General features: G+C 52.1%; 15 protein-coding genes and 1 pseudogene. 6 read left to right on the top strand and 10 right to left on the bottom strand.

Annotation, left to right across the window (positions count from 1 at the left end; translation table 11 throughout):
- The first annotated feature begins 33 nt into the window (after nucleotides 1-33).
- The 4 genes and pseudogenes from AB3G35_RS07430 (at nucleotide 34) to AB3G35_RS07415 (ending at nucleotide 4,772) form a co-directional block, all read left to right on the top strand.
- On the top strand, nucleotides 34-192 hold the full coding sequence (locus AB3G35_RS07430; RefSeq protein WP_369782444.1) for a hypothetical protein: 159 nt from the start codon (nucleotides 34-36) through the stop codon (nucleotides 190-192).
- On the top strand, nucleotides 189-473 hold the full coding sequence (locus tag AB3G35_RS07425) for a DUF3077 domain-containing protein (protein WP_369782443.1): 285 nt from the start codon (nucleotides 189-191) through the stop codon (nucleotides 471-473). Before AB3G35_RS07430 ends, AB3G35_RS07425 begins: the two co-directional genes overlap by 4 nt.
- Nucleotides 470-3,350, top strand: a pseudogene (locus tag AB3G35_RS07420) (DUF927 domain-containing protein). The gene AB3G35_RS07425 and the pseudogene AB3G35_RS07420 overlap by 4 nt, the downstream one beginning before the upstream one ends.
- A gap of 171 nt (nucleotides 3,351-3,521) precedes the next feature.
- Entirely contained in the window at nucleotides 3,522-4,772 is a 1,251-nt protein-coding gene (locus tag AB3G35_RS07415) for an AAA family ATPase (RefSeq protein ID WP_369782442.1), read from the top strand.
- Between the two features lie 390 nt (nucleotides 4,773-5,162).
- Here AB3G35_RS07415 and AB3G35_RS07410 read toward each other — a convergent pair whose 3' ends face one another.
- From AB3G35_RS07410 to AB3G35_RS07380, 7 genes are all read right to left on the bottom strand, one after another.
- Nucleotides 5,163-5,837: a uracil-DNA glycosylase gene (locus tag AB3G35_RS07410; protein ID WP_369782441.1), complete on the bottom strand. Its 675-nt coding sequence runs from the start codon at nucleotides 5,835-5,837 to the stop codon at nucleotides 5,163-5,165.
- 4 nt (nucleotides 5,838-5,841) lie between these two features.
- Nucleotides 5,842-7,047, bottom strand: coding sequence for a hypothetical protein (locus tag AB3G35_RS07405; RefSeq protein ID WP_369782440.1), 1,206 nt, complete (start codon nucleotides 7,045-7,047; stop codon nucleotides 5,842-5,844).
- 69 nt (nucleotides 7,048-7,116) lie between these two features.
- Entirely contained in the window at nucleotides 7,117-7,725 is a 609-nt protein-coding gene (locus AB3G35_RS07400; protein WP_369782439.1) for a hypothetical protein, read from the bottom strand.
- Nucleotides 7,726-8,013: 288 nt separating this feature from the next.
- Nucleotides 8,014-8,175, bottom strand: coding sequence for a hypothetical protein (locus tag AB3G35_RS07395; protein ID WP_369782437.1), 162 nt, complete (start codon nucleotides 8,173-8,175; stop codon nucleotides 8,014-8,016).
- A gap of 1,123 nt (nucleotides 8,176-9,298) precedes the next feature.
- Nucleotides 9,299-10,510: a protein NO VEIN domain-containing protein gene (locus tag AB3G35_RS07390; RefSeq protein WP_369782436.1), complete on the bottom strand. Its 1,212-nt coding sequence runs from the start codon at nucleotides 10,508-10,510 to the stop codon at nucleotides 9,299-9,301.
- Nucleotides 10,511-10,525: 15 nt separating this feature from the next.
- Entirely contained in the window at nucleotides 10,526-10,915 is a 390-nt protein-coding gene (locus AB3G35_RS07385; RefSeq protein ID WP_369782435.1) for a nucleotide pyrophosphohydrolase, read from the bottom strand.
- 251 nt (nucleotides 10,916-11,166) lie between these two features.
- Nucleotides 11,167-12,216 (bottom strand): hypothetical protein, encoded by a 1,050-nt coding sequence (locus tag AB3G35_RS07380; RefSeq protein ID WP_106117205.1) that lies wholly within the window; start codon nucleotides 12,214-12,216, stop codon nucleotides 11,167-11,169.
- Nucleotides 12,217-12,816: 600 nt separating this feature from the next.
- Between AB3G35_RS07380 and AB3G35_RS07375 the strand changes: the two genes are divergently transcribed.
- A complete protein-coding gene (locus AB3G35_RS07375; RefSeq protein ID WP_016779592.1) occupies nucleotides 12,817-13,146 on the top strand; it encodes a hypothetical protein in 330 nt (109 codons plus the stop codon).
- Here the strand turns inward: AB3G35_RS07375 and AB3G35_RS07370 are convergent, their stop codons facing one another.
- The 3 genes from AB3G35_RS07370 to AB3G35_RS07360 all read right to left on the bottom strand — a co-directional run bounded on the left by AB3G35_RS07370 (nucleotide 13,147) and on the right by AB3G35_RS07360 (nucleotide 14,830).
- On the bottom strand, nucleotides 13,147-13,530 hold the full coding sequence (locus AB3G35_RS07370; protein ID WP_016779591.1) for a cytochrome c family protein: 384 nt from the start codon (nucleotides 13,528-13,530) through the stop codon (nucleotides 13,147-13,149).
- A gap of 92 nt (nucleotides 13,531-13,622) precedes the next feature.
- A complete protein-coding gene (locus AB3G35_RS07365; protein WP_315245001.1) occupies nucleotides 13,623-14,183 on the bottom strand; it encodes a DUF924 family protein in 561 nt (186 codons plus the stop codon).
- Between the two features lie 29 nt (nucleotides 14,184-14,212).
- Nucleotides 14,213-14,830: a LysE family translocator gene (locus AB3G35_RS07360; protein WP_016779589.1), complete on the bottom strand. Its 618-nt coding sequence runs from the start codon at nucleotides 14,828-14,830 to the stop codon at nucleotides 14,213-14,215.
- Between the two features lie 170 nt (nucleotides 14,831-15,000).
- Here AB3G35_RS07360 and AB3G35_RS07355 point away from each other — a divergent pair, with 170 nt between their 5' ends.
- Nucleotides 15,001-15,453, top strand: coding sequence for an Lrp/AsnC family transcriptional regulator (locus tag AB3G35_RS07355; RefSeq protein ID WP_016779588.1), 453 nt, complete (start codon nucleotides 15,001-15,003; stop codon nucleotides 15,451-15,453).
- Nucleotides 15,454-15,476: the final 23 nt, after the last annotated feature.

Genomic DNA, 15,476 nt, shown 5'->3' with positions numbered 1-15,476 from the left:
GTGGCAGCTCCTCAATTCAAGGAGCTATGCCAGATGTACACCCTCAATCCGTCCAAAATTCGCGCCGCCGCTCATCGAGCAATGGCTCTCGCCGCCTTACACGCCAACTCCAGCCTCACCACCCGCCTCGCCCGCTACAACCTCCACATGGCCAAATCCCGCGCCCTCGTTGCAAAAAGAGGTGCCCTATGACCTCTCCAGCCTTGATCCAGACAGTCGGCGGCGCCACCTTCGCCAAGTGCAACACCGAAAACCAACGCCTGTTTACCGTCAATCCCGGAGTCTCGGGCGAAGAAGCGCTGCAGCACGCCTCGCTCCTTATGAACTGCGTGAACACACTCTCGTTCCTGGGGGCTATGGATGATGGCAACGAAGCCATGCGATGGGCTTCGCACTATCTCAGCGAAATGGCCAAAGCACTCATTGATGACGTCACCCTGGGGCTTCAATACGCCCAAGACGGTGGCCTATGAGCCCCCAAATACCCCACTCACGTCGACCGACGTTTTCCCAAGTTAAGCGCACCGCACAGCAAAACATTAATCGTGTACTCAGCCACTGGCTGCCCAACGGCAAACGTGTGGACGGCGGCAAGGAGTACACAGCACCCAACCCCACCCGCAACGACAAGCGTGCGGGATCGCTCAAAATCAACTTGAGCAAAGGCACATGGGCTGATTTCGCTACCGGTGATAAAGGTGGCGATCTGATTGATTTGGTGCGCTACCTAGATGCCTGCACGGACGTGGAGGCCTGCAACAAACTTGCGGATCTGCTTCGGCTAAGCGCTGAGGACTCTCAATCAAAACCGACACCTGCTAAAAGCTCTGCACCTGAGTGGGTAGCGATTCAGCCGATCCCGATCGAGGCCATGAACAAGTGCCCGGCCAAGCACCGGCAACACGGCACGCCATCCAAAATCTGGATCTATCGCGATACTCAGGGCCATCCCCTAATGGCGCTTTATCGCTTTGACCTTGGCCTGGACGAAGACGGCAAACCCAAGAAAGTCTTCGCTCCACTCACGTGGTGCCAGAACTCTGGCAACCAAGTAATACAGTGGCGCTGGCAAGGTTTGCCCGAGCCTCGCCCATTGCTGCGACTGCACGAACTGAGCTTGCAAGCAGATGCCACAGTAGTCCTGTGCGAAGGTGAAAAAGCTGCAGATGCGGCCGCCGAACTCTTCCCAGGCTACGTAGCCACCTGTTGGCCAAATGGCTCAAATGCTTGGCACAAAGCCGACCTGTCCCCTCTCAAAAATCGCAAGGTCGTGTTGTGGCCTGATAACGATTCCAGCGGCACCCTTTGCATGGAAGCAGTTGCTAAAAAGCTTGAAGCAGTGGGGGGCAGAGTCCGTTCGCGTCATCGCGCTGGAAAACTTCAAACGCAAACCCACCCTCAAAAATCACCAACCCGGCTTCGCCAAGGGCGGCGTATGGGAACAAGGCGATGATGCAGCGGACGCACTCACCAAAGGCTGGAAATCGAGCCACCTTGCCGAACTGGAGCGCACTGGCGAACTGTTTAGTGCTGCGCCTGCCCCGACTACAGAGCCCAAGGCCAAAACACCGGCCAAGCGTTCGACGAAACCCAAGACCGACACACTGCCCAGTGGTTTTCGCCTGACTCACGAAGGTGTTTTTTATTCGGGTGAAGATGGCGAGTCACGCCCTGTGTGCTCACCACTGGAAATCCTCGCTCGCACCCGTGATGCAAAAGGTCATAACTGGGGCTTGCTGGTCGAGTTTGACGATCCGGACGGCGCCAAAAAACGCTGGAACATACCTGCACGCACCATGACCGGCGACTTCGGAAAGGATGTTCTTGGTCCACTGGTAGATATGGGTCTACGCCTTGCAGGGACGCGCTCTAGCCGAAATACGCGTAACGATCTGCAGAGCTACTTCCAAGGCTTCGACAGCGCACAGCGCGCACGCTTGGTCACACGACTGGGCTGGCATGACAGCGCCTTTCTACTGCCAGAGCAGCAAGTCGGTTCCCACGCTGAGCACCTGCACTTCTACGAAGCAGGCGCTCAACTGCCGCCTATCAGTGAAGCTGGGACCCTGGAGCAGTGGCAAGAGCAAATCGGCGCCTTGTGCGTTGGTAATCATCGCTTGGCATTTGTGGCCAGCGTGGCGTTTGCAGGCCCACTGCTGCACATGCTTGGTCATGAATCAGGCGGCTTTCACCTGTACGGCGATAGCTCGGGCGGTAAAACCACCCACCTGCAAGTCGCGGCCTCAATCTACGGCGGGCCGCGCTTGGTGCGGTCATGGCGCTCGACCGATAACGCACTGGAGTCCATCGCTGCCGCGCACTCGGACGGCCTCCTCGTACTCGACGAAATCGGCATGTGCGACCCCCGCATCATTGGCGAAACCGTTTACATGCTCGGCAACGGCACCGGAAAAGCCCGCGCTAATGATCGCGGCCAGGCGGGCCGACAGGTTCAAGAGTGGCGCCTGCTGTTTCTATCCACAGGCGAAAAAACCTTGGCGCAACACATGGCCGAGACCAACAAAGAGCTTAAAGCTGGCATGGAAGTACGCATGCTCGCGGTGCCTGCAGATGCCAGTAAAGGGCTCGGCATGTTCGACGTATTGAATGGTTTCGAGGACGCTGCTGCGCTTTCTGACGCACTCAAAGCCCGAGTGGCCAAGTACTACGGCACACCGCTGACAGCCTTTCTAACCGAGCTATGCGAGCCCGGAAAGATGCACGGATGGGCGATCATCCTGCGCCGCACTCTGGAAGGGTTTATTGCCAAGTCCCTGCCCGCCTCAGCGAGCGGTCAGGCCCATCGTGCTGCCCTGCGCTTTGGCCTTGCGGCTGCAGCGGGCGAGCTGGCAACCGCACTGGGCATCACAGGCTGGCCAGATGGAACCGCTACCACGGCAGCCCGTATCTGCCTCAACGCATGGCTAAACGAACGTGGCGGCGCCGGTAACTATGAAGGCGACGCCATCATGGCTCGTCTGCGCCAAGTCATCGAGCGCTTTGGTGAAAGCCGCTTCACTCGCTGGGAGTCCGCCGCAGCCAAGATCGACGAGCACGGCCCGCGCACTATCGATCGGCTGGGCTTTCGCAAAACGCTGGAGCACGGCCTGGGCGACGAACTGCATACCACCAACACCTACTACGTGCTGCCCGAGGCTTGGCGATCCGAAGTATTCAAAGGCATGAACATCAATGCCGTAAACAAGGAGCTGCTGCGTCGTGGTGTGCTCGAGCCAGGAAGCGATGGTAAGGCGTCCGGCCTCGTTCGACTTCCCGGGCTAGGGACGCAACGCTGCTACATAGTCAAGACGATTCCGGGGATGGGGGAGAGCGAGGCTCGGGCTGCCTAACGGTTACTTGGTCATCTGACACCTCTATATGGCGAGCATTGCCGCCTAAATAGGTGTCCGGTTCCATTAAGCTACTACATACATCACTTAAGGGCACCGTTCTACTTTCGCCATCTATCTGAAAGAAAGGTACTATCGCATTGCCATCACCATTCCAACAGCGGGAAAAACATGAGCAGGAAAGCTATTAACCAGGTCTTTACTCCGCGGGCAAGGGAGCTTAATCCGGCAATGTACGTTGAGCGTCCAAGACTGGAGAAAGACCTAGCACGAGCATTTGGAAGGCACAGTCATACCCTGTTATTCGGCGAGAGTGGAAACGGTAAAACGTGGTTGTTTAAGGTCGCACTTGCCAAGAACAAGCTGCCTTACGTGGTGGCTAACTGTGCAAATGCGTCTCGGAACAAGTCCATCACCGAAGAGATATGCGGTGCAATAACGGAGCCTGGCACCGCGTCAAAGCTTGGGTATAGTGAAGAGAAAGCCGCAGAAGTGAGCGCTGCGTTCTTCAAAGGCGGACTGAAGCAAACTGATAGCTATTTGGTCGCACAAGAAGATCCGCTACTCAAGGCATTTCGGCTGTTCGCCGATAGCGGCACTACCGGCAGAGCGCAGAAGAAAATCATCGTTCTCGACAACCTAGAGTCTATCTTTGATACGCCTGAACGGATGTCTGAACTAGCGGATTTGATCATTCTGCTAGACGATAGTCGTTATTCAGAGTGCAACATCAATTTCCTAATTGTTGGGGTGCCGAACGGTGTCTTACAGTATTTTCGCGAGACCAAAAACTCGGATTCCGTAGCCAATCGTATTTACGAGATTAGGAAGGTCGACGGGCTTGATTCGGGGCAAGTCCAAGAAGTAATCCGAAAGGGTTTTACTCAGCTCGACATCCTCCTCACCGGCCCGCAGTACATCGAAGTAGCAGATCATATTTGGTCGGTGACATTAGGAATCGCACAGCGTGTTCACGAATATTGTGAAGCGCTCGCCCATGAAATCGAGGACAACAATTGGACCTATGCCACCAAACTGCTTGATAGGGCAGACGAAGAGTGGCTGCTCAGCGGGCTCCGGTCTTGTTATACAGCCATCGAAGGGCACCTTAACAGCCGCGATACAACCGTTGCACGTAGAAATCAAGCGATCTACTGCATAGGCCGGATTTCGAGCCACCAATTCGATGTCAACGATATCGATAAGCGGATCAGGATCGAATTCCCTAGCACGGCGGTAAAACACATGGGAATAGGGAATATCCTTTCCGATCTTGCTGCTGGTAATAGCCCTCTATTAACTAGGAACGAGCAGTCGGGGGCTTACACCGTCCGAGACCCTATGTACCTGATGTGTATCAAACTCATGCTGAAAAAAGATACTTCTAAATCGAAAGTTATTAAGAAGAATTTTGTTAGATAAAGATCTAATAACCTGCTAAGACTTTTAGGTAAGTTTAAACATCGCTGAGTAATTTCCATCATGACGACCCCAGCAACCTCAGCCTAAAGTGCGTTGCTTGGAAACTGTGAGACCAACTTTTTTCAGGGTCGTTATGCGGGACTTCGCTGGTAGATACTGGCCAGAGGATCATATGTAATTCTTAACACACCCAAGAAATGGCAGCGCTGACAACAGCGCCAAACTATTAGCTTAACATACCATTGAATCTCGCTGAGCAGCACAACCTATTCCTATGGGTACCGCCAGCTGAAGGTTGTTTAATTACTGGTAGCACACCGTGCGATTAGAATCTCTACCGAAAATCAAAATCACCTACGAAAGTTAATTCACCATTACTTCTCAGCCAAGTTAAAACAGTGATTGCTGCTGGTGTTTATGACTAAGTATCTCAATAGGAATGTCGTAAAGAGCACTCATTCCATTACGAAAATCCTTGATACCTCCGTAACTGGGATGTCGTATTGCAACGACTTCAACTCCGAAACGGCCCGCATAGTTTAAAGCGTCCTGACCAATGGCAACTATTCGGCGAACTTTAAGCCATTTGATCAGAATCTCATTTAGCATTTCAACTTGTTGAAGCTCACGTGCGGTAAACTTGCGATTTGTAAACGGGTTGCCAGGTTCGTGAGGGTGAAGTGGGAATACGTTCCACAAGAGCGGTGGGAGCGTAACAGAACGCAATACAGACCAGATCTCCGACGCGGTTCGTTCGGCTACTGCTGGGCCTAAAGTAGCCTGTTTGAAGTTTGAACCAGGATAACGTTGCGTCATTTCTGACAGATGATATTCATCTGTCAGCGCAAGACCCGTTCGACGGCCACCTCGGTATCCTAAGTCGCGCCCCATCCAAATTGTATCCACACCGATTTCCAATGCTGCCTTTAGGTAGCCCCTAAGATTACTACGCCTTGCAGACGCTGCATTGGCTCGGTCGTGTACCGGGCAGGTGTCCGCATAAGGGTTGAATACATTGTCTAGCTTCAGTTCGGACAGTGCATTCACAAAGGCTGTAGGATTCATTAGATCAATTCTTCGTGGGGGGTACAAAACTCATACTGTGGTTTAGAGCATCTACTTTCACAGTTCCCCCTCGATGCTCCTGGAGCTGTAGGAAAACCTCAAAGCCCACTACTATAGCTTTTTCCCACTGCCACAGTTGGCATTTTTCAACCTCATAACCCTGCACCATGCTGCTGATTTGCTTGAGTATCCCGTAGTCAAGGCCCCGCTGCCGTTCATCGGTATAAAATTTTTGCTCTTTCGCATGGTTAAAAATCCACGTTGCAATACCCTCTTCAATAATCATTGCACGTGCACCATCTTCATTCTCATCCATTTTGGAATTTGACTTTCGTTTTCGTTTAAGTAATCCGCGAAGTACTGGGGACCATCCTAGAAACGCCAAATACGCAAGGTGAAATACGTCGTGAAAACGATAGTCGTCAGGCTCGTTACTGTTGTCTGTTAAACGGTCACCTATGAAGACACCATTAAGACTTTGTACTACGTAGCCGTTTTCACAAGTACCTCTTTCGGTAAATGTTATTTCGAGAGTTTGAGGAAACTGCTCGTGCTCGGCATAACCTGAGTCAAAAGGGGTAGGGTATACACCATCGTCTCCGGGCCAGCGGCTATGGATCTTCACCAGGTTCGAACGACCTACATCTTCAAGCCTAAGGTCAAAACTAGCACATGTAATCGCGAGCTCAGCTAAATGCAGCCCCATGTTTTCAGCGAGGGCAAGGGCCGTCATCGAGTTATATTCAGATAAAGTAGTTTTAGCTAGGATGCCCGCGTGGTAAGCCAAGTTCCCTAGTTGCACAGATCGGTTGACCGATCCTGGTGTTCTGCGGATCTCCATCATACTATCTATGTGACGAAAGGTGACGGGGTCTATGGGATCCTGCGGGGACTCACCATATTTTACGCGCAGCAACCTGATACATTGGTCACCGATCTGATTGGCATCCACGCCCAGAAATTCTGAAATATTGATCAGATACCATAATGCATCGCCGAGTTCTTCTCCTGCCAATTCTGTTTCAGTTGCTGCTAGCTTATCTCGGCCAGATTTTTTTAGAGCAGATAGTAGTCCGCCAATCTCACCGAAATAACCAAAAACAACTTTCTGAAACCCACCTTCATCCTGCTGAAACTGGTTGGTTGCAAATGCTTTTAGTTTGTAATCCAGAACTGAGAGTGGCTCCAGCTGGGGTATAGGTTTAGACATGAAGACTCCCTTATCTATTTTATCGTCACAGAATGAAGCACGCTCCCTTGCCGCACTTCTTTATTAACCTCACCAAGAGGTTGGACGAGCTAAATTCCCTCTCTCCGGAAGCGCAGAAAACCAAGTTACCACCTCATTTCTGAATATCTCTGAAAAAATAGATCTGAAGTTTCGGCCATTGGGAAACAGGTCGTCACCATCAATATTTCGCAGGTTAGGCGGCATCATTGGGGCATTAGAACCCCAATAGACAAAATCCTCTCCTATCAGAACATTATCCGAACCAATGTCTCTACTCAAATTATCCGCATTTACCACCCCACCTTCAAAACTGTGATGTGAGTCTTCTTGAACCCATAGCCCATTTTCGAGATGGTAGATATTATCGCCATATGCTGCTGATTTTCCAGACTGAAAATCAACTTTCTTGACGTGAAATCTTGAATCCTCCCAATACTGCTGAAATGATATTTTCTCGGACACTCGCATAACAAAGATTATTTTCCCCTGCATTTTAAGTTCTTTACTCCCACACCCAACTATGAGATCCCCGACCTGCGCCCCCTTTCTTATTTGGGGCTTACATGTTGCAAGAGTACAAATACCATGGAATGGATTTGGAGCGAACCCATAGTCTCTTGACAACTTATAGGAGTAAATCCGAGGGAGATGATTCATTGGCATCTAATCCTAGGGATTACGCGCTTTCCATCAGCAGACCCGTTCGAACTCTCCCACACTGACTTTCCTTTTAGAACGTCAGGGAGCTGCGGACTATCTACGCAGACGACCGAAGTTGCCAATTCATCGAAAACTTGAGGGAGGTAATCGACATCCTCAATGACAGCGATAATTTTCTTACCTGAGATCCCTGCGTATCCTGCAGCCGCCTGCACATGTTCAGAGTTTTGTTCAGATATTAGAAATATACATATAGACGCATTATCTATGCAGGCTTTAATATCCTCAGGAGACGTTGATACTTCCTAGCTTAGCCGCCTCCACCACTTCCCTGTCAGCAGACGCAGTGCATACATCGAAGCCTTCTTCAACAAGTTGCGCAGATATTTCCAGCACTTTACTTTCAAGACCCCGAGCAAATACAAGACAAGCTTTTGCATTAGACATGGACACTCCTTTTCACAAAAAATTATATAGATTTCATTCGACAGATATTTTTAATTTTAAAATAGACAGATATCTGCAATTTTCCAGATACTGATTAGAAATAAATCTCGAGTTGCAGGCTGCTCGATCGTTCGATGAGTCGCTACTAAATGGAGAGCTGGCATTGTCAGTCATTGATACTTCCTTGTTTATCCATTTAAGAAAATCCAACCCAATCTATCCCATGATGCCAATCTGCCACAAGTAGTATTTTATACTCAATTTTTGAGCTGAGATTTCTTCAAAAACACCTGCAGAATCGTATTGGTCAGACAGCGAATTTCGAGAAATCTTCCGCTTCATGCAACTGTAGACTTTGGGGCGATCACACCACTCAAAAGAAAATCTCATGTAACACCAGCAGGACGTGTAACACTTGCAAATAAGTACGATGCCCCGCGGTGTAAAAAAATAAAAACCTTTTAAAAACAACACTATAGGATTATCAGCAACACTCGTAACACCGTTTTTTAGAACATCCCCTTGCCCCCTAGTCGGTGACTCCTCCAGCGATGGGAATCAAGGTTTTTCTAGACGGCTAAAGAATGTTGAGAGCCCTGCCCGTTTTAAGGCACAGGGCAGAAAACCTGCCTGATTGTGTTAGAGGAAAAGTGCACAGCTTAGTGCGCAGGTGAATGGGGTGAACTGCTGGTTCACCAGTGCATTTGCACTATGGCTCAGGAGCCGCTGGGGACCCTGGGGACCCTGGGCATTTCGAGGAGACACGGGGCAGGAAACCCGCAGGAAATCGTCAGTGCCTGGGTTCCAAAGTTTGTTGACCACACTTGACCGGTTGACCCAGTTGACTCACCTTGGTGTTCACTATCAGCAACACATCCAGTGCCCTGCTAAGGGCCAAGCCCCCCCTCCACTTTTCTTCAACACCTTTCAATTTCAACAATTGAAATTTCAATAAGCTGAGGGGCCTGACGCTAACATAATCCCGCGGGTTTCCTGCCCCGTGAGGTCAACAAATCCTCAGGGGCCCCGGTAGTTTGGGGACGTCTAGGACAAGCTCTTGATTGGATTGTCGTTAACTGGCTGCACACAACAGGTGGATCAGTAAGCGAGCACTCTCACATGCTCACTCACACTGATCAGGCTCTATACCAACATCCACTCGGTAACTCACCGGAGTTCTGGGCAGACCTAACAGCTCATAACCCGACAGCCTATAATCGTAATGTTTGCTCTTCCCATTACCCAGAGAGTGAACCCGCACAAGCTCAAAACTTTGGGGGTTGGCCGCCGCAAAATTCACCTCATTTTCAGAGATAAAAAAGGCTGTATTAGCGTCCCCCGAGGTGGTTTTAACCTCTAGGTAATACGGGGTGATGCCTGAGTCGGTGTTTCGCACAGAGCGGATGTCATAACCTGCACCATCACCCTCAGTCAGGGATACATGCACAACATGACTGACGTACTCCTCACCATGCTCGGCATGCACGCGCAGCCTTTCTCGCTCAAACACTAGCAACTCACCTGCAAGGCCAAGGTTCTGATTGTCCGTAGCCTCCTGCAAATAGTCCCGTTTACGCGAGTAAGTGCCTTTGACCTCACCAGTAGTTGGGGGCTTCGCTTTACGCTTGGTCGGGCCTTGTGTGCCGCCATAGGTAGAGGTTGACGAGTCAAAGCCATTTTTGGGTGGTGGGGAAAGAATCGGTTGATCCACTACACCGTAGGCAACGTGGGTTGCCCATTGGGCTTGAATCTTGAAGAGCTCGGCAAGCTTGTCAGCGTTTTTCTTCAGGCGCCCACCAGTTCCCATTGGGGCATATGTAAAGCCAACATCCTTCATCGCATTGAGGGACAAGCGATTGCTTGCCAAGTGTGCAATGTGAGCGCCCAGGTCAAGCTTCTCTTCCGAGCATTGATCAATCATTGCCTGCACTGCTTGTGCAGGAATTTGGCCCACATCCCCCAACCAGAGCACATCAGAAAAGTGCACTAAATTCGGCCACATCATTGGGGATGAGACGTTCGAATTTTGGCTTTCAATTACTTCAGAGAGCCAGCGAGGTTCTGTTTTCTTCGAAATACGCTCAACAATCCCAGCCCCAATAAATCCAGAAGTCTTCGTTTTTGGACTGTGATTACTGACGAAATTGCTGTTCGGGGGAATCGACTGAAACACCAGGACATCCCCCTTTTTCAGCTCACTCCAGATATTTTCTTTGTCTGCATCAAATCCCCAAAACCCAGTTGCCAAAGTAGTCAGCCAATGCTCAATCGGGCCATTGGCCTTGCGAGCTTCGCCCTTTGTAATTTCCTCAATAATCCGAGAAGTGATGTCCATACCTAATTGACGTCCTTAGAGCTCATTGTATTTTTTGGCATTCCCGCGAGCTTTGTCGGCGGGGTATTTATCTGCATTGATTTTGAGCTTCCGATCAACCACATCCTGGAGGTTCAAAGATAGAACATCAGCAAGACGTAACAGATACAAGGTCACGTCTGCAACTTCCTCCTCAATCCTACGCATGCGTTCAGCATCATCCTTGACCGAGCGTCCCTGCTCATCCGTTAACCACTGAAAATTCTCGAGTAACTCGGCTGCCTCCACTGCCAGAGCAGAAGCCAGGTTCTTTGGGGTATGGAACTGCTCCCAATCCCGTTCCTTCGCGAAGTCACGTAGTTGCTGCTGAACCTTCACCACGTCCATCTTATGTCCCTCTGCCTGCCATTTAGAAATAGGCTCCATTACCTATCCGGACGGCTGCGTTGCGCAACAGCTAACCACATTAAGAGGATAAAGATTCCGTCAGCACCCACAACCATGTATCCCTGCCTGTATCCCTAACCGAAAAACATCTCTACAGGCCACGTTCTATATAGATCACACGAGTCTCCCTCGGGCACCAAACATAGATTCAAGGTGCCGCTCAATGCACCTTGAACACACAAAAAAACCGGCCCTGGCGCCGGTTTTTTTGTGCCTGTCGATTACCCCCCTCATCCACCAATCAACGCTGTCAGTGCCGCGATCACCCTATCCTGTGCCAGGCCGCAAAGCGCCCCGACAAACAGCGCACTCCTCCAACTGATAGAAAAATTCAACTCCTTGCCCAACCTGGTGTGCTCGTAGATGTTGAAGAACACCAACGCGACGATCGGGCCAACAATGATTTGCCCCGTGGTTGCCGACTTTATGATCTCCTCGAACTTGTTGACGTCCCCCTCCAGTGAACCGCGCAGCGTCGCCCCAAGTATCGCGGCCACTATGGCAACAATCGACAGGCTCAACGGCGAGGGGGTGATTTGTATATTGGTGGCCACGGAGGCCGATTTTGGCACTTTTGCTCCCGCCAACTTGTAGCGAACATCAAAACCCACCTGGTATTTCCTTGGCTCCAGCAGGGCCCTGTCAAACCGCATTACATAAGTTGCCGAAAAAGAGGTTTCAGGCTCGATAAACGTGAGGTCAGAGCCCTCCCTCACGATTTCCAATAGCCTGGCCTCGACCGCCTCCAGTTGTGCAAGCTTCGCCTTGAACAAGACTCTGATGCCTTGTTGATCATGATGCGGCCCGGCAAAAGAACTATCGCTTTCATCCAGCCAGGTTGAGTAGGCGCGACGCGCATCGTCTCCCGAGGCTATTTCATAGCGAAAACTGGTAATATTCACTCTCGCATGTCTTTCAAAAACGTCTCGCCGATTGGCAATATACAGATAGGCCTTGAGTACCCCCTTGAACTTGAAGATCGACCTGTAGCTGTCCACTTGGGCGGCAATAAAGTCTTTCCTGAATGCCTGCAGCTCCATCCATAAAAAATCATTGAGCAAGTTATTAAGTTCAACAATCAATGCTGACCGGGTAGAGTTTCCCGTCTCCGACTCGCTGTCCGACACATCCATTAGTTGCGCACCTTTAGGCACATGGGGCTGCAGCGCCATTATCAACAGGGGTTCCGCACTGGCATTGCGCACAGTTAGCTTGTAAGCAATCTGACTCGAATGTATATCGCCCAACTGCTCTTCCAGCATAATAACCGGACTGTTCATCTTACATCCGAGACGCTGATTTTAATAATATTGTTAAAACTAATTTTAGCAGCAACTTACCCACTTCCTCGACGCCTACGGACGCCAGGCAGGCGGACTTGCAATTTCCCACTGTTGAAAAACTGTCATAACTGACAGTTAAAAGCACGCATATGCATTGATAAAAATGCGCGCCCACCTTGCAACCCATGCTTTTGAATGGAATAAAAAAATAATGCCGTTTATCGCACGCTTCGCCACCCCTGTTAACCCACAACTAAGCCACCTCGGCCACTCCGTCACCAGCCGCTCTAACTGGCTGTTCAATTCCGCCTTCGCCCTTTACACAACTTCAATAAATACATCACCAAGGCGTGTACTAACCAAATATTCTTAGAACCATTTAAACGGCTTTCCCGTGGCTTATGCCGATTCGCCAACTCGCCCCCCCGCCACTTAAATATTATTGATCAAACAGTCGATTTAAAAACCCCAGCTGTTGTAAGCCCTGCAACTCAGCCATTACTCCGCAGCCTGTATCCTGCCCGCCCCAGTGCCAGTACAATCGCCGCACCCTGCACGCCGCTTATGCAGTGCCCGATATAAAAGAGGAACCTGAAGATGGAATTGCCACTGGAAACAGTCGCCCTTTATGCACTCAAGCTGGCGTATGAGCGCGAAGGCTCGAGCCCGATTTTGCGCGACGATCCGGCCATGAGCGACTATCAGCGCGATGTTTTTGCCTTCGACGTGCGCAAGGGCGATATCGCGGCCATCCAGGGTAAAATCGAGCGCTGCCTGGCGCTGGCGCTGGCAGCCCTGGGGGGCGAGCAGAGCCCGATGGGCCGCGAGCTGCAGAAGCTGTCCGGTGATGTACGCAATGCCCACACCCTGGAACAAATGCATCCAGCACTGCTGACACTCAAGGATTACCTCAAGGACGTGCAGTAATCACTGCCCCTGAACGGACTCGATATAGGCCAGCAGGTTGTCGATCTTCTCCTGGTCGCTGATGCCCCAGAAGATCATCCGCGTGCCGCTCACCACTTTTTTCGGGGCCTCAATGTAGGCGGCGAGTTTTTCCCTGGTCCACACCACGCCTGAATTTTTCATGGCGTCGGAGTACAGGTAGCCCTCGCTGGTGCCCGCCTGGCGTCCGATCACGCCATTGAGCTGCGGGCCAAAACCATTGCGCGCGTTAACCCCGATGCTGTGGCAACCGCCACAGGTTTTAGTGAACAGCTTGCCCCCCGCTTCAGCATCCCCCGCGGCTATCGCACTGTTACTCAGCAGCGCGGCACACAGGCTCAGGGTCAACAAGGCTGGGGACTTCATCGGCAACTCCATCAGGTGAGGGTGTTCAGGCTCAGGCGGCAATTATGCCTGCTCATCTGCAGTAGCACCTTGCTGATGGTCAAGACACGGCTTTAACCCGCAAATCCACCTTGATCCAGAAACATGCGCTCCTGCTCAGTGGTCTCGCGCCCCAGCACCTCATTGCGATGGGGAAAGCGCCCAAATCGCTGAATAATTTCGGCGTGCTCTTGCGCCCATACGCTGGCTTGCGGGCCAAGGCTGAGATGCAGTTGCAACGACAGCTGCTGGTCGGCAGCGTCTTCGGAATGCTCGAACGGCAAATAACAGAACAGCCGCAAGTCGGCCTCAAGCGCCTTGTCCATGCTGCCATCGATCATGTGCCGGGCATAAAAGCGCGCCAGGGAGTCGGTGGCAAACATATGTGCAGTTCCACGGAAGGCATTGCGCGGGTATTGGTCCAGCAGCAACAGCAATGCCAGGGCACCTTCCGGTTGTGCCAGCCAGCGCTCCAGCTGGCGACTGGCGGCCAGGAAATGGGCGCTGTAAAAAGTGTCGCGAAACAAGGTATCGAAGGCTTTATCCTTGGCAAACCAATGCTTGGGGCCTGCCTGTTTCCAGAACTCGATGACCGCTTGCGGTGTTACCTGCTCATCCTTCCCGGTCGCTGCCACAGTCTCATCCTCACGTTGTTGGCCAAGCCTCAACTGTAGGCCTGCTCCGCCAGCAGCACCACCGCAATCAGGATCATTATCGCCCCCGATACCCGGCTGACGTTTTTCGCCGCCCCTGGCCTGGTGCGCAATACGGCATGGGCACTGAAGCCGACCGCCAGATACACCAGCGCGCAACTCACTGCATGCAGCCCGCCCAGGGCAATGATCTGTGTCGGTATCGACCAGTTCGACAGCGGGTCGGTGAACTGCGGCAAAAGCGCCAGAAACAACAGCAGCACCTTGGGATTCAGGCCGCTGACACACAACCCCTTCCACGCCCAGCGCGACCATGAATCAGATGCCTGCCCCTGCCCGGACTGCGGCGTTGCGGGATCCCTGAGCATGCACACCCCCAGCCAGAGCAAATACAGCGCCCCCGCAACGGTCAGCACGCTGAGGATCATCGGGTTACGCGCCACCAGCCCGCCTACGCCTGCCGCCACAATCACCGTTGCCAGCAAATGCCCCGAGAGCATGCCCGCCACCGCCGGCGTCACCAGCCGGCCGCGCATGCCCGCAGAAATCGCATAGGCCCAGTCTGCGCCGGGGGTGATGATAAACAAGAACGATACCGCCCAAAACGCGGCCAGGACGCTGAGAGTCACGGGACATTTCCTTTCTACGCTGCAACTTTAAGAATGAGAGATGGGCCACAAGCCCCTCGCCGCCGCCACCTGGAAAGGCGTCAGCGGGCAAAAGAAGAATAAGCAAATGCCTCCAGGATTATCTTTCGTTTATCCTAATAAAAAGCCACTGCCGAGGAAGGTTCTTCCATATGGATCGCATTGATAGAAATATTCTTGCGCAACTGCAAGCCGATGGCCGACTTTCGCTCACTGAGCTGGCAGATCGGGTGGGCTTGAGCCTCTCCCCTTGCCATCGGCGCGTGCGGGCGCTGGAAGACTCCGGCGTGATCCTTGGCTATCGCGCCCTGCTGGCGCCGAGTGAGCTGGGGCTTAACTTTTCCGCGATGGTGTTTGTCACCCTGCGCGAAGTGACGCGCCAGGCCATTGCCGACTTTGAAGCGGCCGTGATCGAGACCTCGCAAATCGTCGACGCACAAAGGCTATTCGGCGACCCCGACTACCTGCTGCATGTGGTCGCCGCCGACCTGCCGGCCTTCCAGCAGCTCTACGATGAGCGCCTCACCTCATTGCCCAACGTGCAACGCCTGACCTCCACACTGGTGATGAAGCGGGTTATTCAGGACCGGATGCTGCCGTTGTGAGGCTGCATAAAAACGTGTGGGGG

The organism is Pseudomonas sp. WC2401 (assembly GCF_041200115.1).
Lineage (GTDB): Bacteria > Pseudomonadota > Gammaproteobacteria > Pseudomonadales > Pseudomonadaceae > Aquipseudomonas > Aquipseudomonas fragi.
Note: the sequence above shows the minus strand (reverse complement) of the source record. Positions and strands in the feature narration are given on the sequence as shown.